Origin of the sequence: Dyella flagellata, assembly GCF_030160275.1 — a bacterium.
Taxonomy (GTDB): Bacteria; Pseudomonadota; Gammaproteobacteria; order Xanthomonadales; family Rhodanobacteraceae; genus Dyella_B; species Dyella_B flagellata.
In genome coordinates, this window is the sequence record NZ_BSOA01000002.1 from 227,566 (window position 1) to 249,060 (window position 21,495).

The following is a 21,495-nucleotide window of genomic DNA, read 5'->3' on the forward strand; positions in this document are numbered from 1 at the left end:
GCGATGGCATACTCGCCGCTCCCGATTCCTCATGGAAGCCGCACGATGTCCCCGCTTCGTACCCTGGCCCTTGGCGCACTGGTCCTGCCGGTGGCCGCCCACGCCAACGATCCCTACTCCTATGCCCAGCCGGACGAGGTGCGCGTCACCCATCTGGACCTGAAACTCAAGGTCGACTTCCCGCAGCACAAGCTGGACGGCCAAGCCACCTTGACGCTGGACTGGAAAGACCCCAAGGCGCCGTCGCTGGTGCTCGATACGCGCGACCTGACCATCAGCGGGGTGGCAGCTGTCGACGCCGACGGCAAGACTTCGCCGCTCAAATATGCCTTGGCGCCCCGTGACCGGCAGCTTGGCAGCAAGCTGACCATCCAGGCCCCACAACATCCGCGCGCGGTGCGCATCGTTTACGTCACCTCACCCGGCGCCAGCGGCCTGCAATGGCTGCCACCCGCGCAAACCGCGGACAAGAAGCAGCCTTTCATGTTCTCGCAATCGGAATCCATCCATGCGCGCTCCTGGGTGCCGCTGCAGGATTCGCCGGCGATTCGCTTCACCTACAACGCCGAAGTCACCGCGCCGAAGGATGCGCGTGTGGCGATGAGTGCCCCGAACGATCCGGCGCACAGCTTGAACGGCGATTTCAGGTTCGAGCAGACGCATCCGATTCCTTCCTATCTGCTGGCGATTGCAGCGGGCGATCTCGCAGTGAAGGAAACCGGCCCCCGCTCGGCGGTGTACGCTGAGCCTTCGGTAGTCGGCAAGGCTGCGCACGAGTTCGAAGACACCGAGAAAATGATCCAGACCACCGAGCAGTTGTACGGCCCCTATCGCTGGGGACGCTACGACCTGCTGGTGCTGCCGCCGAGCTTTCCCTACGGCGGCATGGAAAATCCGAACATGACCTTCGCCACGCCGACAGTACTAGTCGGCGACAAGAGCCTGGTATCGCTGGTCGCGCATGAACTGGCGCACTCGTGGTCGGGCAACCTGGTAACTGCTGCGTCATGGCGCGACATCTGGCTCAACGAAGGTGTTACCACCTACGTGCAGGGCCGGATCACCGAAGCGGTGTACGGCAAGCGTCAGGCCGACGAGGAAACGCTGCTGTCGATCCACTCGCTGCAGAAAGACATCGGCGAGCTGCCGGACAATTCGCAGCGGCTTGCACCGGTGCCCGGCAAGGTGGATGCGGACGACACGCTCACCGACCTTCCCTACAGCAAGGGCTCGTGGTTCCTGCGCACGCTGGAGCAGCGCTTTGGGCGTGAGGCGTTCGACAATTACCTGAAGGGCTATTTCGATCACTTCGCCTTCCAGAGCATCACCACCGAGCAGATGCTCGACTATCTCAAACCCAACCTGATCGACAAATACCCTGGCAAGATGAGCTGGGACGAAGTGAAGCAATGGGTGTACGACACCGGCATTCCGAAGAACGCGCCGATTCCCGACTCGCCCAGTTTCGACAGCATCGACAAGGAGCGCAGCGCCTTCCTCGCCGGTACGCTGGGCGCAGACAAGCTCGACGCGAAAGGCTGGAATACGCAGGAGTGGATGTACTTCCTGGATGGCCTGCCGGATGTGCCGGCGCTGGCCAAGATGCAGCAACTCGACTCAGCCTGGCAGCTTACCGGCACGCCCAATGCGGAAATCGGCATGCGCTGGTACGTACACGCGATCGCTGCCGGCGACAAGGCCACATGGAAGGCCGCTGCGGAACATATGACGCGTATCGGCCGCCTGTATCTCACCCTGCCGGTGTACCGTGCGCTGAGCAAGACGCAGGATGGACTGACGTTTGCCAAGCAAGTGTATGCGAAGGCGAAGAGCGGCTATCACCCGCTGACGCAGCAGGCGGTGGAAGCATTGTTTGCGAAGGCTGGGAAGCGCTGACGCACAATCCCGACCCCTCCTCTACAGGTAGTAGCGGAGGGCCGGGGTGAGGTGAAGCAAGCTCGCGGCGAACTCAAACGCTACGGCAAGCTCTTGCAACCCCACCCCAACCCTCCCCTGCCCAGCAGGGGAGGGAGCTACATCCTCAGCACTGCCTGGACATGAATCCCATGAATACCCCCAACAACCGTCCCCTGTGGCAGCGCCTGCTGCTCCGCCGCCTCAAGTTCCTGGGCAGCATCGTGGTGCTCGCCATCGTCGTGCTCGGCGGCAGCTATCTGTTCAAGCCACAGTGGCTGATGCAGGCCAACAGCTGGCGCGAAGCGATGAACGCGCAGCTGGAAAAGCGTAGCGTGCAAGCCGGCGATACGCGCTGGGTGTACTACGAAGGCGGCCAAGGCCCGACCATCGTGCTGTTGCACGGCTTCGCGGCGCGCAAGGAAGTGTGGCTGAAGGTTGCGCCGATGCTGACCGCGCATTTCCGCGTGGTGATTCCCGATCTGCCCGGCTGGGGCGAGTCTTCGCGCAATCCCGGCGCCAGCTACAACATCGACAACCAGGCCGATCGCCTGAACGATTTCGTCCAGACGATGCATCTGCAGCACGCGCTGATCGTGGGGCATTCGATGGGCGGCGCTATTGCCGGCGTGTATGCCGCCGAGCATCCGCAGGATGTCGGGCAATTGGCGCTGGTTGATTCGTTCGGCCTGAAATTCAACGAAAACGCCTTCGCCAAGGAGGCGATGAGCGGCAAGGATCCGTTCGTCTACGACGACCGGGCCGGCTTCGCGCGTGCCAATGCCTGGGCCTTCGAGCACGTGCCCAATATTCCTGGACGCTTCATCGACGTGTTCGTTGAGGACAACGTCAAGAACCGCGCCTTCATCGACAACACCTTCAATGAGCTGCGCGAAAACTCACAAGTGCTATCCCTGCAGACTCGCCTGGACAAGCTGACCATGCCGGTGCTCGGCATGTGGTGCCATGACGACAAGATCATCGATATTTCGGCGCTTGAAAGCCTGCGCAGCGGCCTTGCGCACGCCCCATCGATCAGCACCACCATCTTGAACGGCTGCAATCACATGCCGCAGATGGAGAAGCCTGAAGCGTTTGCGCATGCATTGACCAGCTTCCTGCTGCAGCACTGAGCAAGAACGCGTCACCGAGACCTATCATTCACGTAGGCTGGGATGACAATCCCAGCATCCGGATGCCACGAAAGAAAGCTGGGATTAGCATCCCAGCCTACGCGCTGAGCAAGGGCGCGTCATTGAGACCCGTCATTACAGTGTAGTGCGTAGGCTGGGATGGCGATCCCAGCATCCGGATGCCATGAAAGAAAGCTGGGATTAGCATCCCAGCCTACGCGCATTCAGGGTGATATCAGGGCTAGGCAGCAGAACCGGCACACGCATCATTCACGGGATGCTGCGGCCTTTCATGCAGCAAGCGGCGCATGACGCCATTGGTCCAGCCGAAACCATCCTGCAGGGGGTACTCGCCGCCACCGCCGCCGACTGCCTCGCCCGGCGGCATCGCCAGCACGTATTTCTCGACCAGCTTGCTTTCGCGCTCATACAAGCCGCCCACGGTGTGCAGCCAGCGATGCGCAATCTCCTCGGCCAGCTCATTTAGCCCGTAGCGGCGCAAGCCGTGAATAGCCAGCCACTGCAGCGGTGCCCAGCCGTTGGGCTTATCCCATTGTTCGCCGGTTTCCATCTCCGTGGCGCCCAGGCCGCCTTCCTCCATCAGACGCGAACGCAGGGCCGCCGCAACCCGTATCGCCTGCTCCTTGCTGGCGAAGCCGACGTACAGTGGTGCACTGGTTGCCGCGTTGAGCGCATCGCGCGGCGTATGGCGCTGCCAGTCGTAGTCGAGAAAGCTGCCGATCGCATCGTTCCATAGCCATCGATTGACCGCTTCACGCCGACTGCCTGCGCGCATCCTGAAAACATCCGCTTGCCGGTGCTGTCCATCGGCTTGGCTCAGCACGGCAATCTGCCGCTCCAGCTGATACAGGAAAGCATTCAAATCGACCGGCAGGATGGCGGTGGTACGGATGGTTTGGAGCTTGCCGTCGTCGCACCAGCGCGAGCTGAAATCCCAACCCGAGGCGGCGCCCGCGCGCAAGTCGCGATAGACCTCGGCGCGAGGCCGAGTGCTGCGCAGCGCGGTAGTGACATCTTCCAGGTGCGATTCCTCGCGCGGCGTATCGCGATCGTCCCAATACCGGTTGAGCAGGCTGCCGTCGTCCAGCCGCACGCAATGGCGATGCGCATCACCGGGCCGCAACTCTACGGCGCCCTCCATCCAATAGTCGTATTCCTTGCGCAGCTGCGGCAGCCAGACGACCGCCTTGTCCACCCCACGGGCTTCGAACAACTCCACCATCAAGGCAAACACCGGCGGCTGCGAGCGGCTCAGGTAATAGGTGCGATTGCCGTTGGGAATATGCCCATAGGTGTCGATCAGGTACGCGAAGTTGCTGGCCATGCAGTTGAGCAGATCGCAGCGTCCGCTCTCCGCCAGACCAAGCATGGTGAAATACGAATCCCAGTAGTACAGCTCGGTGAAACGCCCGCCCGGCACCACGTAGCAGTTGGGCAAGGGCAACAGCGATGACCTGGGAGGATGCAGGTTCGGGTGGCGGCTCAGTACGTCCCACAGGCCGTCGATGTGATCGCACAGCGGCTGTCCTGCGACGGATACGTAGTGATTGGCGTGCACCACCGGCACCTCGAAGTGCTCCTGCACGAACGTGGCCAGGTCGAATTTCGGCCTGCCCCGTTGCTCCCGGTACAAAGCCAGGATGCCTTCAGGCTCGCCTAGCGGCGCACAGTCGACGAAAGTCTTGCTGTCGGCGAACACGCGATTCATCTGCACGTCGACGAACAATTCCCGGTAGCGATCCGCGGGAGTCAACGTATCGGCTGGCGCCACGCCTGCGGGTCTGGCGCGTAGGCTGGCAAGTGTCTTCTCATTCATCACGTTTTCGCATCGGCATCGCGTTTGCCATGAAAAAGCGTGCGATGCGATCAATGCCCAAACGCTACGAAGATGGCCGTGCAATGCGGGTGAAGCTGTCCGAGCCGCGTTCTTCCCTGCTGCAGAAGAAGTGGCGCATGGCGCTTCTCAGTCGGCGACGTCGGCGATCAGGCGATCCAGCTCGGCTTTCAGCAAGGCGCCGTTCTGGCGCAGCCAATCACGCTGTTCGCGCCAATCGGGAAAGATCGCCTCCACGTGCGCCCAGAAACGTGGCGAGTGGTTGCGTACTTTCAGATGACACAACTCGTGCGCCAGCACGTAGCGCAACGCTGCCGGCGGCGCGAGGGCCAGCGCGAGATCCAGATTGATGCGATCGCGCGTATCCAGGCTGCCCCACAAACTCTTCATCGGGCGAATACGCAACGCGGTTGGCGCAAGACCCAGTTGCGGTACATAGCCGGCGAGCCAGCGCGAGACGTCGCGACGGATCTGGGTTTCGAAATACGATGCAAGCAGGCCGCGCGCGACCGGCAAGGCGCGGCTATGCGGACGGGGAATTTCCAGCGTGAGGCCGCCTTCATAGGCCACGACACGCGGATACGCGCCTTCGGCCCAGTCCAGCGTGATGGCCTCGCCGCGCAAGGGGAATTCAATCGGGGAGCCCACGCGCAGCGGTGGCAGCGGCTCGATCACCAGGTTGAGTTCGCCGAGCTTCTTCTCCAGCCAGTCGGCGTTGTGGCGCAGGAAAGCGTTAACCTGCGAAGGATGCGTTCCTTGGGGATAGGTGACGCGTGCACCCTTCGTCGACACCGTCAGGCGCAGTCTTCGCGCCCGTGGATGCGAAGCTTTGAGCACACGGATAGTGTTGCCGCTGGGGGTCGCCAGCTCCAGCCAGTCGCCGTCGAGATACGCCATGATCTAAGCCTTCCCATACTGCCCCCAGACCGAAGGGGAGGGGGGGTCTGGGCAAAGGCAGGATGTGGGGTGCCGAGGCTTCGCGCAAGGGCTTTTTTGCCCCTTTTGCGGGAAGCCCGGTCTGATGCGCGTCTCAGAGCGGCTGGGACGGTGTTTGCCCGCTCCCTGGCAGGAGCGCGGGCTGGCGAGGGGCTGTCCGTAGGCCGGCCGCCTCCCCAAAAAGACCGGGGCGGGAGCTTGGCTACTCCGGCCGCGGCAAGCCGAACCACTCCTCCAGTTTGCCCAGCAGCCGCTCCAGCTCCAGCGTGAGCAGGGCAAAGCGGGCATCCATTTCGGCCGCGGCATCCTGCTGGCTGTCGCCCATTTCATCGAGCACCGCATCGAGGAATTTCAGCTTGCGCAGCACCAGGTCTTCGCCGAGCACGAAACTGATGCGATCGTCGAACACCAGGCCGAGCTGGAACACCTGCTTGCCGTTGCGCAGGTGCTCCTTCACCTCCTCCGCATCCAGATCCTGGCGGCGGCAGCGTGCGATCGCGCCGGTGGCGGTGGCCGGATCGCGCAGTTCGCATTCGTCGCCCAGCGCGAGGCCGCCTGGCAGGTTGCCACCGGCCAGCCAATCCGTCATCAAGACACGCGGACCCTCTTCGGGCGCGAGCGGCACGGCGGGGAAGCTGCCGAGTGCTTCGCGCACCTGCGTGAGCGCGTTCTCCGCGTTCTTGCGGCTCGCGGTATCGAGCACCAGCCAGCCGTGCTTGCGATCAACGTAAGCGGACATGCGCGAGCTGCGCACGAAGGCGCGCGGAAGCAGTTCCGTGAGCAGGTCTTCCTTGAGGCGCTTGCGTTCGCGCCCACCGACCTTGCGCCCTTCTTCTTCGGCGATCTTCTGCACCTTGCGCTGCAGCTCATCGTTGACCACCGCCGAAGGCAGCAGCTTTTCCTCGCTGCCGACGGTGATCAGCGTGCACGCGTTTACTACGTGCGTCATCGGCGCGTCGTCGCCACGACCGACCGGCGGCACGAAACCGCGCGTTCCCATTTCCAGCGGACCGCAAGGGCGCAGGCGATGATCGCCCAGCGCTTCATCGAGGCGTGTCAGGTCTTCGGCAACGGCGGGGGAAAAGCGAAACAACGTAAGGTTGCGAAAAAACATGCTTGGGTCCGATAGATACCCCCTCCCCCTGCTTGCAGGGGGAGGTTGGGAGGGGGTTGCTGGAGCTTGCCGTAAGCGTGAGGGTCTACACCCCACCCCAACCCTCCCCTACTGCGCGTAGGGGAGGGAGCGGTCATCGGCGTGATGAAACTTAGCGAATGACAGCAGCCACTGCGGTCACGACGGTATCCAGATTGTTGCGGTTCAGCGCCGCCACGCAAATGCGCCCGGTGCCGATCGCATAGATCGCATGCTCTTCGCGCAAGCGATCTACCTGCGTCTTGCTCAGGCCCGAGTACGAAAACATGCCGGCCTGCTGCTGGATGAAGCCGAACTGTGGCGCACCGTGCGCGGCGAGCTTCTCTACCATGCCGGCACGCATCGAGTGAATGCGTTCGCGCATTTCGGTGAGTTCCTGTTCCCACAACGCACGCAATTCGCCGCTGTTGAGCACGCCGGCCACCAGAGCACCGCCGTGCGTAGAAGGACTGGAATAGATCGAGCGGATGATGCGCTTGACCAGCGACTGCACGCGCAACGCTTCCTCGCGAGTGGCGCCCACAACCGACAGCGCGCCCACGCGCTCCCCATACAGCGAGAACGACTTGGAATACGAGTTCGCCACCACGAACGAATCGATGCCCGATTCGGCAAACAGGCGCACGGCGGCGGCGTCCTGGTCGATGCCCTTGTCGAAACCCTGGTAGGCCATGTCGATGAAGGGCAGCAGCTGGCGATCCTTCACCAGTGCAACGACCTGCTTCCATTGCTCGACCGACAGGTCCACGCCGGTGGGGTTGTGGCAGCAAGCGTGCAGCAGCACCACCGTGCCCGGCTCCAGCTTGCCCAGATCCGCCAGCATGCCGGCGAAATCCAGGCCATTGGTGGCCGCGTCGTAGTAGGCGTAATCGACCACTTCGAAACCAGCCGCGTTGAACACCACACGATGGTTTTCCCAGCTCGGGCTGCTGATCGCCACCTTGGCGTTGGGCAGCGCCTTTTTCAGCAGCTCCGCGCCTACGCGCAGTGCGCCACTGCCGCCGACGGTCTGCGAGGTGGCCACGCGGCCAGCCGCCAGCAGCGGCGAGTCGGGTCCGAACACCAGTTTTTGCGTGGCCTGGGTGTAGGCCGGCAGCCCGTCGATCGGCAGATAGCCACGCGGCAGCGATTCTTTCGCCAGCGCCTGCTCCACCTCGCGCACCGCGCGCAGCACCGGAATACGGCCACTTTCGTCGTAATAGATGCCCACGCCCAGGTTGACCTTGCCGGGACGCGAATCGGCCACAAAGGCTTCGGTGAGGCCCAGGATCGGATCGCCTGGGGTCATTTCAACGGATGCGAAATGGGACACGGTTCTACTCGATGCAAAAAGGGAGAAAAAATATGGACGTCCAGACGTCCGCCTGAAACTTAGGTGTCGTGCTCGCTTTCGCCTCCAGCCAGCCAGCCGTGCGCGTCGGCGCGTTTGGCGCCTTCGCGTGAGCCTAGCGTCGCGAAATCGAACAGCTTGCGATCCGCCAATTGCGAGGGCGCCACATTGCCCAGCGCGCGAAATATGGTTTCGCTGCGCCCAGGGTACTGGCGCTCCCATTCCTGCAACATGCGGCCGACCGCCTTGCGCTGCAAATTCTCCTGCGAACCGCAGAGATTACAGGGAATGATCGGAAACTGCTTGTGCTCGGCGTAGTCGGCGATGTCGCTTTCCTTGCAATAGGCCAACGGACGGATTACGACGTGGCGGCCGTCGTCCGAGCGCAGCTTGGGCGGCATCGCTTTCAGGTTGGCCTGATGGAACAGATTGAGGAAGAACGTGGCGAGGATGTCGTCGCGGTGGTGGCCCAACGCGATCTTGGTGACGCCGTTCTCCGCCGCCCAGGCGTACAGCGCGCCACGGCGCAGGCGCGAGCACAGGCTGCACATCGTCTTGCCCTCGGGGATCACCCGGGTGACCGTGCTATAGGTGTCCTGCTCGATGATGTGGAACGGCACGCCACGCTCGCTCAGGTACTGCGGCAGCACATACTCGGGAAACCCGGGCTGCTTCTGGTCCAGGTTCACCGCGATCAGTTCGAAGCGCACCGGTGCCTTGGCCTGCAGAGACAGCAGGACGTCGAGCAAGGTGTAGGAGTCCTTGCCGCCGGACAGGCACACCATCACCTTGTCGCCATCCTCGATCATGTTGAAGTCGGCGATCGCCTGGCCGACCTGGTGGCGCAGGCGTTTGGCCAGCTTGGCGGCCTCGTAGGCGCGCTTGCGGGCGAGATCGGGCGAAGAGGCCTCGGGATGGGCGGACATGGGCGACAAGGGGATGCGACGGGCAGACGCGTATTGTACCTGCCCCGCCGCCATGTCCGGGGCGGGTTACAATGATGGTCTCCCCGCCACCACCCCGTGCTACGCCACCATGCAGGCCCAGGACCCCGCCCAGATCGCCCATCTACTGGCCGAATTGCGCCAGGAACACCGCGACCTGGACGTGGCGATCCAGCAGATGTCCAACTCGATCGGCTGTGACGAGCTGCAGATCACCCGCATGAAGAAGCGCAAGCTGTTGCTCAAGGACGCCATCGCGAGGCTGGAAAGCAAACTGATCCCGGACCTGGACGCCTGATGCCGCTCACCCCGACGACGCTCCAGGACGATCACGTCCTGCTCGAACCCCTCGGCCTGCAGCACGCGAGCGAGCTTGAGGCCGCCGCCGCGGACGGCCAGCTGTGGAACCTGTGGTTCACCAGCGCCCCGGCGCCGGGCCAGGCTCAGGCTTATATCGAGAAGGCACTCGCCGGCGTGGCAGCCAACGCCATGCTGCCCTTCGCCGTGCGCGAGAAGACCAGCGGCGAGATCGTCGGCACCACGCGCTATTACGACTTCGTACCGGAGCTGCCGCGCCTCGCAATCGGCTACACCTGGTATGCGAAGCGCTGGCAGAAGAGCCACCTCAACACCGCCTGCAAACGCTTGTTGCTGAAACACGCCTTCGAGGCGCTCGACTGTGTGGCGGTGGAATTCCATACCGACCATCGCAATCTGGATTCGCAACGGGCGATCGAGCGCCTGGGCGCGCGCAAGGATGGCGTGCTGCGGAATCATAAGCGCCGCCCGGACGGCACGCTGCGCGATACGGTTTGCTATTCCATCCTTGCCAACGAGTGGCCGGACGTCCAGCGTTGGCTGGACATGCGCCTCGCGCGGCTAAGCCCGCACAGCTGAAGATCGCATCCTGGGGTTCGCCCCCAACCCACCGAAGCGCCGCGTAGGCTGGGATGGCAATCCCAGCATCACCATGCACGCAAAGATCCCGATGCCGGGATTGTCATCCCAGCCTACGCGGCTTCATGAATTGTGCGGAATTAAGCACTGTTCTTGCGGCTCTGCGCATCGCGCTTATTCGAATACCTACGCTCCGCACCGCATCGCACGTATGAAATGCACGGAATGATTTGGTTTCGAATGCAACAACCTTAAGTTGCGCATGTAACCAAAATGCCCGTGAGTGCTTGATAGCTATGGACGTTTAGCCATCCATTCGCGTGCGAATCGGCAATTCGGAAAATTTCTCATAAAAAAAGTGTTGACATGTCCGCGCAGCATGCCGTACGGTCGACGACATGCCGCAACGCAACAGCCAGCGCGAATTCATCGCAGCGATCCGTCCACCGACGTTGATCGACGCGCTGCCGCTCACCGGCCTCCTTCTTCTTTCCCTTGTACTCGTACTCCTCATTACCAACGGAGGTGCGGGCTGAGGGCGCGTGTCAAGGTAAAGCAAAACTAACCGAGACCCCCAAAGAACCCCGCACCCACCAGGATGCGGGGTTTTTTATCGCCCTCGTCTGCACCGAAACGGAGCCAGGCCATGACCTCTGCAACAGCGCAACCGAACGACTCAGGTGAAAGTACGGACAGCGCCGAAGATCGCGTACGCATCTTCGACACGACCCTTCGCGACGGCGAACAGGCCCCCGGCTTTTCCATGGATAGGCGCGCAAAATTGTGCATGGCACAAGCGCTGGAAGCGCTAGGCGTGGACGTGCTGGAGGCCGGTTTTCCGCAAGCCTCGCCGGACGATTTTGCCGCCGTCGAGGAAATCGCGCGAAGTTTGCGCAACACCACCGTGTGCGCCCTGGCGCGATGTCAAACCGGCGATATCGACACCTCGGCACGCGCACTGGAGCGCGCTCACCGATCACGCATTCACCTGTTTCTTTCCACCAGCCCGCTGCATCGCGAACACAAGCTCGGCATGAGCAAGCAGCAAGTGCTGGATACCGCGGTCGCTTCCATCCTGCATGCGCGCAAATACTGCGCGGACATCGAATTCTCCGCCGAAGACGCGCTACGCACCGAGCCTGAATTCCTGGTCGAAGTCTTCAGCGCCGCCATCGCCGCAGGCGCCACCACCGTCAACGTTCCCGACACCGTGGGCTACACCACGCCGGCCGAGATCTTCGATCTGTTCACCTACCTGCGCCAGCACATACGCGATGCGCACAAGGCGGTGTTTTCCTCCCATTGCCATGACGACCTGGGCATGGCCGTAGCCAACAGCCTGGCCGCCGTCAGTGGCGGCGCGCGCCAGGTGGAATGCACCATCAACGGCATCGGCGAACGCGCCGGCAACGCCGCGCTGGAAGAAATCGTGATGGCGCTGAAAGTGCGCGCACCGCGCTTCGGCCTGCACACCCACATCGACACGCGCAAGCTGTTTCCCACTTCGCGCCTGCTGAGCCAGCTCACCGGCCAGACCGTTCAGCGCAACAAGGCGGTGGTAGGCGACAACGCCTTCGCCCATGAGTCGGGCATCCACCAGCACGGCATGCTCAAGCATCGCAACACCTACGAAATCATGCGCCCGGAAGACGTCGGCATTGCCGAAACCACGCTGGTGCTGGGCAAGCATTCGGGCCGTCATGCGTTGCGTCAGCGCCTGGAAACGTTGGGGCACAAGCTGGACGACGAAGCCATGGAGAACGTGTTCAAGCGCTTCAAGGCGCTGGCCGACCGCAAGCGCGAAATTCGCGACGAGGATCTGGAAGCGCTTGCCTTGGGTCAGGATCCGGATGCCACCGGCCCCTGGCATCTCACCCAGCTCAACACCAGTTCACACCTGGGCGGCAGCGCCTCGGCCAGCGTGAAGCTGCGCCATGAAAACGGCCACGAAGTGGGCGAAGCCGCCATCGGCGACGGCCCGGTCGACGCGGTGCTGCGCGCGATCGAACGCGCCACCGGTACCGACATGGTGCTGACGCGCTTTCAGGTACGCGCGATCAGCGAAGGCGGCGACGCGCAAGGCCATGCACAGCTGGTCGCTCGCCATGCCAAGCGTGACTGGCACGGCAGCAGCGTCAGTACCGACATCATCGAAGCGACGGCGCATGCCGCGCTCGCCATCGTCAATCGCATCGAGCGGCAGGTCCGCGACGGCAGCGCCGATGCACTCGCACTCGAAGGAGCCACCGCATGAGCACGCCTTTCCTCTGGCATAACGGCCGCATCAAGCCCTGGGGCGAGGCCAATGTTCACGTCAGCACGCATGCACTGCACTACGGCTCATCCGTATTCGAGGGCGAGCGCGTGTATGCCACGCCGGAAGGACCGGCCTATTTCCGCCTGGCCGAGCACACGCGTCGCCTGTTCGAATCGGCACGCGTGTACGAAATCGACATCGGCTACAGCGAAGACGAAATCAACGAAGCCTGCCTGGAAGTGATCCGCGCCAACCGGATGGCGTCAGCCTACGTACGACCGATCGTTTTTCGCGGCGCCGGCGGGCTCGGCGTTCTCCCCAGGGACGGTGCGCCCGTCGACGTCGCGATCCTGGCCTTGGAATGGGGTGCGTATCTTGGCGAAGCCGCCGAGCGCGGCGCGGATGTATGCGTGTCTTCATGGAATCGCGCGGCGCCCAACACCTTCCCCACCTGGGCGAAGGCCGGCGGCAACTACCTCAGCAGTCAGCTGATCGGCCTGGAAGCGCGCCGTGGCGGCTTCGACGAAGGCATTGCGCTGGGCTACAACGGCCTGCTGAGCGAAGGCGCCGGCGAAAACCTGTTCCTGGTCAAGCGCGGCAAGCTGCTTACGCCGCCTTCGAGCGCCGGCATCCTGGCCGGCATCACGCGCGACTCGGTAATCACGTTGGCCAATGACATGGGTTATGTCGTGGAAGAACGCGACCTGCCGCGCGAAGCCCTGTACACCGCCGACGAAATCTTCATGACCGGCACCGCCGCCGAGATCACCCCGGTGCGTTCAGTGGATCGCAAGCAGGTCGGCAAGGGCATGCCAGGCCCGATCACGCGCGCGCTGCGCGACGCCTTTTTCGGCCTGTTCGATGGTCGCACGCAAGACCGTTACGGCTGGCTGACCCACGTTGAAACCACCACCGCAAAGGAGGCGGCATGAGCGCCCGCACACTATTTGAAAAGATCTGGGATGCTCACGTCGTAGCGCCCGAAAGCGCCGACACGCCGGCCGTTTTGTACGTCGACCTGCATCTGGTGCACGAAGTCACTTCACCACAGGCTTTCAGTGAACTGCGTTCGCGCGGTTTGAAACTGCGCCGCCCCGATCGCACGCTGGCGACGCTGGATCACTCCACGCCCACCTTGCCACCAGCCGCGAACGGTGAACGCCCGTATGCGAACGCCGAAGCGAAGGCGCAGGTAGCCCAACTGGAAGCCAATTGCCGCGAATTTGGCGTGCAGCTGTACGGCTGGGACAGCAGCGATCGCGGCATCGTGCACGTGATCGGCCCTGAACTGGGAGCCACCCAGCCGGGCATGACCATCGTGTGCGGCGACAGCCATACCTCCACCCACGGCGCATTCGGCGCGCTCGCATTCGGCATCGGCACCACTGAAGTCGGCCACGTGATGGCCACGCAATGCCTGCTGCAACGCAAGCCGAAAACCTTCGCCATCCATGTCGATGGCCAATTGCCGCGCGGCGTCGGCGCGAAGGACTTGATCCTGCACATCATTGGCGAGATCGGCGTCGATGGCGGCACCGGCTACGTGCTTGAGTATCGCGGCGAAGCGGTCGAAGCGCTGTCGATGGAAGAACGCATGACGGTGTGCAACATGTCCATCGAAGCCGGCGCACGCGCCGGATTGATCGCCGCGGACGAAACCACCTTCGCCTGGCTGAAAGGCCGCCCGCGCGCCCCGCAGGGTGCAGCATGGGACGCGGCCGTGCAGCGCTGGCGCGAGCTGCGCAGCGACGAAGGTGCGCAATACGACCGCGAAGTGCGCATCGACGCCAGCCGCATCCGCCCCACCGTCACCTACGGCACCCACCCCGGCATGGCGATAGCGATGGACCAGCCGGTCCCGGCAGCGCGCAACGCGGTGGAACAGCGTGCGCTCGATTACATGCAGGCCAAGGCGAACCAGCCCATGCAGGGCACCGCCGTGGACGTGGTGTTCATCGGCAGCTGTACCAACTCGCGCCTGTCGGACCTGCGCGAAGCCGCCAGCGTAATGCGTGGCCGCCGCGTCGCTGATGGCGTCCGCGTACTGGTCGTTCCCGGCTCCGAAGCCGTGCGTCGTGACGCAGAGAAGGAAGGCCTGCACGAAGTGTTTCTCGCCGCCGGCGCGGAATGGCGCATCCCGGGCTGCTCGATGTGCATCGCGATGAACGGCGACCTGGCGCAACCGGGGCAGCTGGTGGTGAGCACGTCCAACCGCAATTTCGAGGGCCGCCAGGGCAAGGGCGCACGCACCGTGCTGGCCAGCCCGGCAACCGCCGCCGCGTCCGCCATTGCCGGTGCGATCGCCGATCCACGCGAATACCTGACGGAGGTGGCTGCATGAAGCCGGTAACCCGCATCCACTCGCGCACCGCTGTGCTGTTGGACGAAAACATCGACACTGACCGCGTCATTCCGGCGCGTTTCCTCACCACCACCGAGCGCGCCGGCCTGGGCAAGTTCTGCTTCAACGACTGGCGTTACCGCCAGGACGGCAGCGACAACCCGGATTTTCCGCTCAACCAGCCCGAAGCACGCGGCTGCTCGATCCTGGTCGCCGGCCGCAACTTCGGCTGCGGTTCCTCGCGCGAACACGCACCTTGGGCGCTGCTGGATTACGGCATCCAGGCGGTGCTGTGCAGCGAGATCGCCGACATCTTCCGCGGCAACGCGCTGAAGAACGGCCTGCTCGCCATTGTGTTGGACGAGGCCGAGCACCGCTGGCTGCTGCGCAATCCCGGCGTTGAGCTTTCGATCGACGTGCGCGAGCAGGCGATCGAACTGCCCGATGGCGGGCGCATCCGCTTCCAGCTCGAACCCTTCGCACGGCATTGCCTGCTCAACGGCGTCGACCAGCTCGGCTTCCTGCTGCAGCACAACGACGCAATCACTCAATACGAACATCATCAGGAGAAGGCGGCATGAAGGCGCGCATCGTTACCCTGCCCGGCGACGGCGTAGGTCCGGAAGTTCTCGACGCGGCGGTCGCCGTACTTGAAGCCGTTGCCGAACGCAGCGGCCACAGCTTCGAATTCGAATCCCATCTGATTGGCGGCTGCGCCATCGACGCCACCGGTGAGCCCTTGCCGGCCGCCACGCTGGAAGCCTGCAAAAAGGCTGACGCCGTGCTGTTGGGCGCCGTGGGTGGGCCGAAGTGGTCCGACCCGCAAGCGAAGGTTCGCCCCGAGCAGGGCCTGCTCGCCATTCGCGCCGCGCTGGGCGTGTACGCCAACCTGCGTCCACTGCAGGTCCATCCGGCACTGGCTTCGCTATCGCCGCTGAAGAACGAAAAACTGAAGCACGTCGACGTACTGTTCGTGCGTGAACTGACTGGCGGTGCGTATTTCGGCGCGAAGACGCGCACCACCGATACCGCCACCGACGAATGCAAATACACCGTAGCGGAAGTCGAGCGCGTTACGCGCCGGGCTTTCGCGCTGGCCCGCGAACGCCGCCAACATGTCACTTCGGTGGACAAGGCCAACGTGCTGGAAACCTCGCGCCTGTGGCGCAGTACGGTGACGCGCATCGCCACCGAGTACCCGGATGTAAAGCTGGAACACCAATTGGTCGATTCGATGGCGATGCTGCTGCTGACGCAACCGGCGCGCTATGACGTGATCGTCACCGAAAACCTGTTCGGCGACATTCTCACCGATGAAGCCGCGGCGCTGGCCGGCTCATTGGGCCTGTTGCCGTCCGCATCGCTAGGTGAAGGCACGGTCGGCTTGTACGAGCCGATCCACGGCTCGGCACCGGATATCGCCGGCCAGGGCGTCGCCAATCCGCTGGGCGCGATCCTTTCCGCTGCAATGTTGCTGCGCCATTCGCTCGACCTGGACGTGGAAGCCACCACCATCGAAGCGGCGGTCAGCCATGTGCTGAGCAACGGTCCGCACAGCCGCGATATCGGCGGCAAAGCCGGCACCGCCGCGATCCGCGACGCCGTCATTGCCGCCTTGGACGACGTTGCCACGCCCGCTTTTCTGAGCGGCCTGCGTGCTTGCGGTTGAGCGAGGACCCGATGCGTAGCGATCTGATCAAATCTGGCCCCGACCGCGCTCCGGCGCGCGCGATGCTGCGCGCCACCGGCTTGCAGGACGGGGACATCACCAAGCCACTAGTAGCGGTGGTGCACACCTGGTCCAACGTCAGCCCGTGCAACCTCAACCTGCGCGAACTGGCCGAACATGTTTCGGCCGGCATTCGCGCCGCGGGCGGCACACCGATCGAATTCAACACCATTGCGGTCACCGATGGCATTGCCATGGGTACGCCCGGCATGCGTGCTTCGCTGATCAGCCGCGAGGTGATCACCGATTCGATCGAGCTGGCCGTCGATGGCCACTGCCTCGACGCGATGGTGGTGCTATGCGGTTGCGACAAGACCATCCCGGCTGCGGCCATGGCGATGGCGCGTCTGAATATTCCTGCCGTTGCGCTGTACGGCGGCAGCATCGCGCACGGCAACCACCATGACCATCCGATCACCATCCAGCAGGTTTTTGAGGCGGTCGGCGCGCATGGCGCCGGCAAGATCGACGATGCCGAACTGACCGCGGTTGAAAAAGACGCCTGCCCGGGTGCCGGCGCCTGCGGTGGCCAGTTCACCGCTAACACCATGGCGATGGTGCTGCAGACGTTGGGCTTGTCGCCGATGGGCTTCAACGATATTCCCGCCACGCACCCGGCAAAACAGCACGCCGCCTTCCGTTGTGGCGAATTGGTGATGGATTGCCTGCGTGAACAACGTAGGCCGCTCGACATCCTGAGCCAGACGGCGTTCCGTAATGCCGCACGTATGGTGGCCGCCACAGCAGGCTCCACCAATGCCGTGCTGCATCTGCTGGCCATCTCTTCTGAGGCTGGCGTGCCGTGGACGATCGAGGATTTCGAACCCGCCTCCGTGCACACACCGGTGATCGCCGACCTGATGCCCGGTGGCCGTTACACCGCGGTGGAATTGTTCGGCGCCGGCGGCAGCGCACGCGTCGCGCAGGAACTGATTGCCGCGAACATGCTCGAAGACAGCCCCACCGTCACCGGCCGCAGCCTGTTCGAGGAATGTGCCGCGGCACCGCGCGCCGAACAGCAAGACGTCGTGCACCCGGTAAGCCAACCACTGAAACCGCGCGGCGGCTATTCGATCCTGTACGGCAATCTGGCGCCGGAAGGCTGCATCCTGAAACTGGCCGGCAAGGGCGCCACGCATTTCGAAGGGCGCGCGCGCGTGTTCGAAAGCGAGGAGCAGGCTTTTGCCGCCGTGCAGGCCGGCAAGATCGAAACGGGTGACGTGATCGTGATCCGCAACGAAGGCCCGGCCGGCGGCCCCGGTATGCGCGAGATGCTGGGCGTCACTGCCGCACTGATTGGCCGTGGCCTGGGCAACGACGTCGCGCTGATCACCGATGGCCGCTTCTCCGGCGCCACGCACGGTTTCATGGTGGGCCACATCGCACCGGAAGCCGCACGCGGTGGCCCGATCGCCCTGCTGCATGAAGGCGATCGCATCGTGATCGACGCGCAGTCGCGCACGATCTCCACCGATGCCGATCTCGCCACGCGCCGCGCCGGCTGGCAACCGCCGGCACCGAAGGTCACGCGCGGCGCGCTCGCCAAATACGCACAACTGGTGGGCTCGGCCTCTCAAGGCGCCACCACGCAACCCTCCACCCGTTCATCCAAGCAAGCCACCACCTCCCATTCCGAAGCAGGAGTCACCGCATGAGCACCACCGCCACCACCGAAACGCTCGCCAAGGCGCGCATCGCCGTTCTTGGCTACGGCAGCCAGGGCCGCGCCCACGCGCTCAACCTGAAGGACTCCGGCCTGGATGTCGTCGTCGGCCTGCGCCCGAACGGCCCCACCTGGCACAAGGCGGTTGCCGATGGCTTCCATGTAGTTGAACCGGCCGAAGCGGTGCGCGATGCCGACCTGGTCGCGGTGCTCACGCCGGACATGGTGCAGCCCGCGCTGTACCAGCAGTCGATCGAGCCGAACATCAAGCCCGGTGCCGCGCTGCTGTTCGCGCACGGCTTGAACGTGCACTTCAAGATGATCGAGCCGCGCACCGACATCGACGTGGTACTGGTCGCACCGAAGGGTCCGGGCGCACTGGTGCGCACCGAGTACGAACGCGGACGCGGCGTGCCCTGTATCTACGCCGTGCATCAGGATGTGAGCGGTCACGCTGAAGAAAAGGCCACCGCCTACGCCGCGGGCCTGGGCGGTGCTCGCGCGATGCTGATCAAGACCGACTTCAAGGAAGAAACCGAAACGGATCTCTTCGGCGAGCAGGCCGTGCTGTGCGGTGGCGCCAGCGAGCTGGTGATGAAGGGCTTCGAAACGCTGGTCGAAGCCGGCTATCAACCCGAGATTGCCTACTACGAAGTGCTGCATGAGCTGAAGCTGATCGTCGACCTGTTCTACGAAGGCGGCATCACCAAGATGCTGGAGTTCGTCTCCGAAACCGCGCAATACGGCGACTACGTCAGCGGCCCGCGTGTCATCGACGCCGGTACCAAGGAGCGCATGAAGGCAGTGCTGAAGGACATCCAAGACGGCACCTTCACGCGCAACTGGGTCGCCGAATACCAGGCCGGCCTGCCGAACTACAAGAAGTTCAAGCAGGCCGACCTGGAGCATCCGATCGAACAGGTCGGCGCCAAGCTGCGCGCGCGCATGGCGTGGCTGCAGAGCGGCGCCAAGAGTGGCCAACCGGCGCTGAAAAAGGTGGGTTAAACACCATGCGGCGCTCACTTCGCTCCCCCTGCCTCCGGCGGTGAGCGCCGCATGGTTCCTTTCAGGAATGCATCTATGAAACGTTTCCACATTGCCCTGGCAGTTGGCGATCTCGGCGCTTCCATCGCCGACTACAGCGTGCGCCTGGGTCGGCAGCCAGCCGTCGTGGTCGAGGGCAAGTACGCGATGTGGCGCACGGAGTTGCTGAATTTCTCGATCAACCAGAACGCCGAGCGCGCCGGCCAGCTGCGGCATATCGGCTTCGAGGACGACAGCGCGAAGGATTTCACCAGCACAGCAGATGTGAACGGCATCGAGTGGGAACTCTTTTCCTCGCACGCGCAAGACGAGCGCATCGTTCAGATGTACGGCGTGCCGGTCCGGACTTGATCGGCACGCTGCCCCGCCATTGTTTCGTTTACCACACGCTTCCAACATCACCAAGGGATCGACGTGAACATGCCATTGCGCAAACCCCCATCCATCGCCGAGGCCGAACCGGCCATCGCGCGCCATCCGCTGGCAGGTCTTGCCATGAGCGGTGCGGATGTCGTCGTACGAGTGCTGGCGGATGAAGGCGTGGACGTACTGTTCGGTTATTCCGGCGGCGCGATCCTGCCGGTTTACGACGCGGTGTTCCGTCACAACGCGGAACACCCCAAGCCCGATGGCAGCGAACCGATGCCGCTGATCGTGCCGGCCAACGAACAAGGTGCCGGCTTCATGGCATCGGGTTATGCGCGCGCGTCGGGCAAGGTAGGCGTAGCCATCGTTACTTCCGGTCCGGGCGCCACCAACATGGTGACGCCGGTGCGCGATTCCATGGCCGATTCAATTCCGATGGTGGTGGTCTGTGGGCAGGTAGCCACGCAGGCGATCGGCAGCGATGCCTTCCAGGAGGCTCCGATCAGCAACATCATGAGCGCCTGCGCCAAGCACGTGTTTCTGGTGACCGAAGCCGAGCGCCTGGAAGCCACGCTGCGCACCGCGTTCGCCATCGCGCGCAGCGGGCGGCCCGGCCCGGTGGTGGTGGATGTGCCCAAAGACATCCAGAACGCGACGGTTGTGTTCGACGGCAAGGAGGAACTACCTCTTCCCGGCTACCGCGCACGCTTGCGCGCGGTGGAGCAGGCCACGCTGAGCGATGCCGACTGTGCCGCTTTTTTCCAGGCACTACGCCAGGCCAAGCGCCCACTGATCTATGCCGGCGGTGGCGTCATCGCCAGTGGCGCGGCAGCGTTGTTGCGCGAGTTTGCCGAGACCTTCGGCCTGCCGGTCACCACCACCTTGATGGGCATCGGCGGCTTCGACACCACCCATCCGCTGGCGCTACACATGCTGGGCATGCACGGCACCGCCTATGCCAATTACGCGGTGGAGGATTGCGATTTCCTGTTCGCGCTGGGCGCGCGCTTCGATGACCGGGTCGCCAGTGTGCCGTCCCAATTCGCACCGAAAGCCAGATTCATCGCGCATGTCGACATCGATCCGGCCGAGATCAACAAGGTGAAGCACGCCGACTGGCATCATGTCGGCCCGCTGGACCGTGCACTGCAACGCCTTACGCAATACGGCAAGGCTCACGGCGACCAGCCGGCGCTGGCCGATTGGCATGCGCATGTCGCCGCCTTGAAACGCAGGCACGCGATGAACTACGACCGCGACAGCAACTTGATCCAGCCCTACGCCGTCTTGGAAGAGATCAACCGCCACACGCAGGGCCGCGCCATCATCAGCACCGGCGTGGGCCAGCACCAGATGTGGGCGGCGCAATACCTGGATTTCCGCGCGCCGCGGCATTGGCTTACCTCCGGCTCGATGGGCACGATGGGCTTCGGCCTGCCCGCCGCGGTTGGCGCCCAGTTCGCGCAGCGCGACGCGCTGGTGATCGACATCGACGGCGATGCCAGCATCCGCATGAACCTGGGCGAGCTGGAAACCGTCACCACCTACGGCCTGCCGGTCAAGATCGTGGTGTTGAACAATGTTGGCGACGGCATGGTGCGCCAGTGGCAGAAGCTGTTCTTCAAGGCCCGCTTCGCCTCCTCCGACAAGAGCTTGCATCGCAAGGATTTCGTGCGTGCCGCCGAAGCCGACGGTTTCGGCTGGGCACGCCGCCTGGAGCGCCCTGAGGACCTGGCCGCCACCATCGCCGAGTTCCTTGCTTTCGACGGTCCGGCCTTCCTGGAAGTGATGATCGACCCGGATGCCGGTGTGTATCCGATGGTCGGTCCCGGTGCTAACTACTCGCAGATGATCACCGGCGACTTCATTCCAGCCCGCACGGTGGCGCAAACCGGCGAAGCGGCTGCCGCCGACGCCTTCTGAACCACCCACG

At 63.8% G+C, this 21,495-nt stretch carries 19 protein-coding genes; 14 read left to right on the forward strand and 5 right to left on the reverse strand.

What is annotated here, in order from left to right:
- Nucleotides 1-45: 45 nt before the first annotated feature.
- Nucleotides 46-1,896, forward strand: a complete 1,851-nt coding sequence (locus tag QQJ96_RS01280; protein ID WP_284330086.1) for a M1 family metallopeptidase — start codon at nucleotides 46-48, stop codon at nucleotides 1,894-1,896.
- A gap of 170 nt (nucleotides 1,897-2,066) precedes the next feature.
- Complete coding sequence (locus tag QQJ96_RS01285; RefSeq protein WP_284330087.1) at nucleotides 2,067-3,047, forward strand: alpha/beta fold hydrolase; 981 nt, start codon at nucleotides 2,067-2,069, stop codon at nucleotides 3,045-3,047.
- Nucleotides 3,048-3,288: 241 nt separating this feature from the next.
- On the opposite strand, the gene treF is transcribed toward QQJ96_RS01285, so the two are convergent.
- From treF to ttcA, 5 genes are all read right to left on the reverse strand, one after another.
- Nucleotides 3,289-4,884 carry an alpha,alpha-trehalase TreF gene (treF, locus tag QQJ96_RS01290; RefSeq protein ID WP_284330088.1) on the reverse strand — a complete coding sequence of 532 codons (1,596 nt, stop codon included), beginning with the start codon at nucleotides 4,882-4,884 and terminating at the stop codon, nucleotides 3,289-3,291.
- 147 nt (nucleotides 4,885-5,031) lie between these two features.
- Nucleotides 5,032-5,799 carry a M48 family metallopeptidase gene (locus QQJ96_RS01295; RefSeq protein ID WP_284330089.1) on the reverse strand — a complete coding sequence of 256 codons (768 nt, stop codon included), beginning with the start codon at nucleotides 5,797-5,799 and terminating at the stop codon, nucleotides 5,032-5,034.
- A 241-nt stretch (nucleotides 5,800-6,040) separates the two neighbouring features.
- On the reverse strand, nucleotides 6,041-6,952 hold the full coding sequence (locus tag QQJ96_RS01300; RefSeq protein WP_284330090.1) for a recombination-associated protein RdgC: 912 nt from the start codon (nucleotides 6,950-6,952) through the stop codon (nucleotides 6,041-6,043).
- Nucleotides 6,953-7,103: 151 nt separating this feature from the next.
- Nucleotides 7,104-8,303 (reverse strand): amino acid aminotransferase, encoded by a 1,200-nt coding sequence (locus QQJ96_RS01305; protein WP_284330091.1) that lies wholly within the window; start codon nucleotides 8,301-8,303, stop codon nucleotides 7,104-7,106.
- A gap of 59 nt (nucleotides 8,304-8,362) precedes the next feature.
- Nucleotides 8,363-9,247 (reverse strand): tRNA 2-thiocytidine(32) synthetase TtcA, encoded by an 885-nt coding sequence (gene ttcA / locus QQJ96_RS01310; protein WP_284330092.1) that lies wholly within the window; start codon nucleotides 9,245-9,247, stop codon nucleotides 8,363-8,365.
- A 109-nt stretch (nucleotides 9,248-9,356) separates the two neighbouring features.
- Between ttcA and QQJ96_RS01315 the strand changes: the two genes are divergently transcribed.
- The 12 genes from QQJ96_RS01315 (at nucleotide 9,357) to ilvB (ending at nucleotide 21,485) form a co-directional block, all read left to right on the forward strand.
- Nucleotides 9,357-9,563 (forward strand): YdcH family protein, encoded by a 207-nt coding sequence (locus tag QQJ96_RS01315; protein ID WP_188797791.1) that lies wholly within the window; start codon nucleotides 9,357-9,359, stop codon nucleotides 9,561-9,563.
- Nucleotides 9,563-10,162, forward strand: coding sequence for a GNAT family N-acetyltransferase (locus tag QQJ96_RS01320; RefSeq protein ID WP_284330093.1), 600 nt, complete (start codon nucleotides 9,563-9,565; stop codon nucleotides 10,160-10,162). The genes QQJ96_RS01315 and QQJ96_RS01320 overlap by 1 nt, the downstream gene beginning before the upstream one ends.
- Nucleotides 10,163-10,560: 398 nt before the next feature.
- Nucleotides 10,561-10,698: a hypothetical protein gene (locus tag QQJ96_RS01325; protein WP_284330094.1), complete on the forward strand. Its 138-nt coding sequence runs from the start codon at nucleotides 10,561-10,563 to the stop codon at nucleotides 10,696-10,698.
- A 110-nt stretch (nucleotides 10,699-10,808) separates the two neighbouring features.
- A complete protein-coding gene (locus tag QQJ96_RS01330; RefSeq protein WP_284330096.1) occupies nucleotides 10,809-12,416 on the forward strand; it encodes a 2-isopropylmalate synthase in 1,608 nt (535 codons plus the stop codon).
- A complete protein-coding gene (locus QQJ96_RS01335; protein WP_284330097.1) occupies nucleotides 12,413-13,351 on the forward strand; it encodes a branched-chain amino acid transaminase in 939 nt (312 codons plus the stop codon). The genes QQJ96_RS01330 and QQJ96_RS01335 overlap by 4 nt, the downstream gene beginning before the upstream one ends.
- Nucleotides 13,348-14,760 (forward strand): 3-isopropylmalate dehydratase large subunit, encoded by a 1,413-nt coding sequence (gene leuC, locus QQJ96_RS01340; protein ID WP_284330098.1) that lies wholly within the window; start codon nucleotides 13,348-13,350, stop codon nucleotides 14,758-14,760. The genes QQJ96_RS01335 and leuC overlap by 4 nt, the downstream gene beginning before the upstream one ends.
- On the forward strand, nucleotides 14,757-15,341 hold the full coding sequence (leuD, locus tag QQJ96_RS01345; protein ID WP_284330099.1) for a 3-isopropylmalate dehydratase small subunit: 585 nt from the start codon (nucleotides 14,757-14,759) through the stop codon (nucleotides 15,339-15,341). The genes leuC and leuD overlap by 4 nt, the downstream gene beginning before the upstream one ends.
- Nucleotides 15,338-16,429: a 3-isopropylmalate dehydrogenase gene (leuB, locus tag QQJ96_RS01350; RefSeq protein ID WP_284330100.1), complete on the forward strand. Its 1,092-nt coding sequence runs from the start codon at nucleotides 15,338-15,340 to the stop codon at nucleotides 16,427-16,429. Before leuD ends, leuB begins: the two co-directional genes overlap by 4 nt.
- 11 nt (nucleotides 16,430-16,440) lie before the next feature.
- Nucleotides 16,441-18,144 carry a dihydroxy-acid dehydratase gene (gene ilvD, locus QQJ96_RS01355; RefSeq protein WP_284330101.1) on the forward strand — a complete coding sequence of 568 codons (1,704 nt, stop codon included), beginning with the start codon at nucleotides 16,441-16,443 and terminating at the stop codon, nucleotides 18,142-18,144.
- Nucleotides 18,141-19,157 carry a ketol-acid reductoisomerase gene (gene ilvC / locus QQJ96_RS01360; RefSeq protein ID WP_284330102.1) on the forward strand — a complete coding sequence of 339 codons (1,017 nt, stop codon included), beginning with the start codon at nucleotides 18,141-18,143 and terminating at the stop codon, nucleotides 19,155-19,157. Before ilvD ends, ilvC begins: the two co-directional genes overlap by 4 nt.
- 75 nt (nucleotides 19,158-19,232) lie before the next feature.
- Nucleotides 19,233-19,547 carry a VOC family protein gene (locus QQJ96_RS01365; RefSeq protein WP_284330103.1) on the forward strand — a complete coding sequence of 105 codons (315 nt, stop codon included), beginning with the start codon at nucleotides 19,233-19,235 and terminating at the stop codon, nucleotides 19,545-19,547.
- A 69-nt stretch (nucleotides 19,548-19,616) separates the two neighbouring features.
- Nucleotides 19,617-21,485 carry a biosynthetic-type acetolactate synthase large subunit gene (gene ilvB / locus QQJ96_RS01370; RefSeq protein WP_284330123.1) on the forward strand — a complete coding sequence of 623 codons (1,869 nt, stop codon included), beginning with the start codon at nucleotides 19,617-19,619 and terminating at the stop codon, nucleotides 21,483-21,485.
- Nucleotides 21,486-21,495 lie beyond the last annotated feature (10 nt).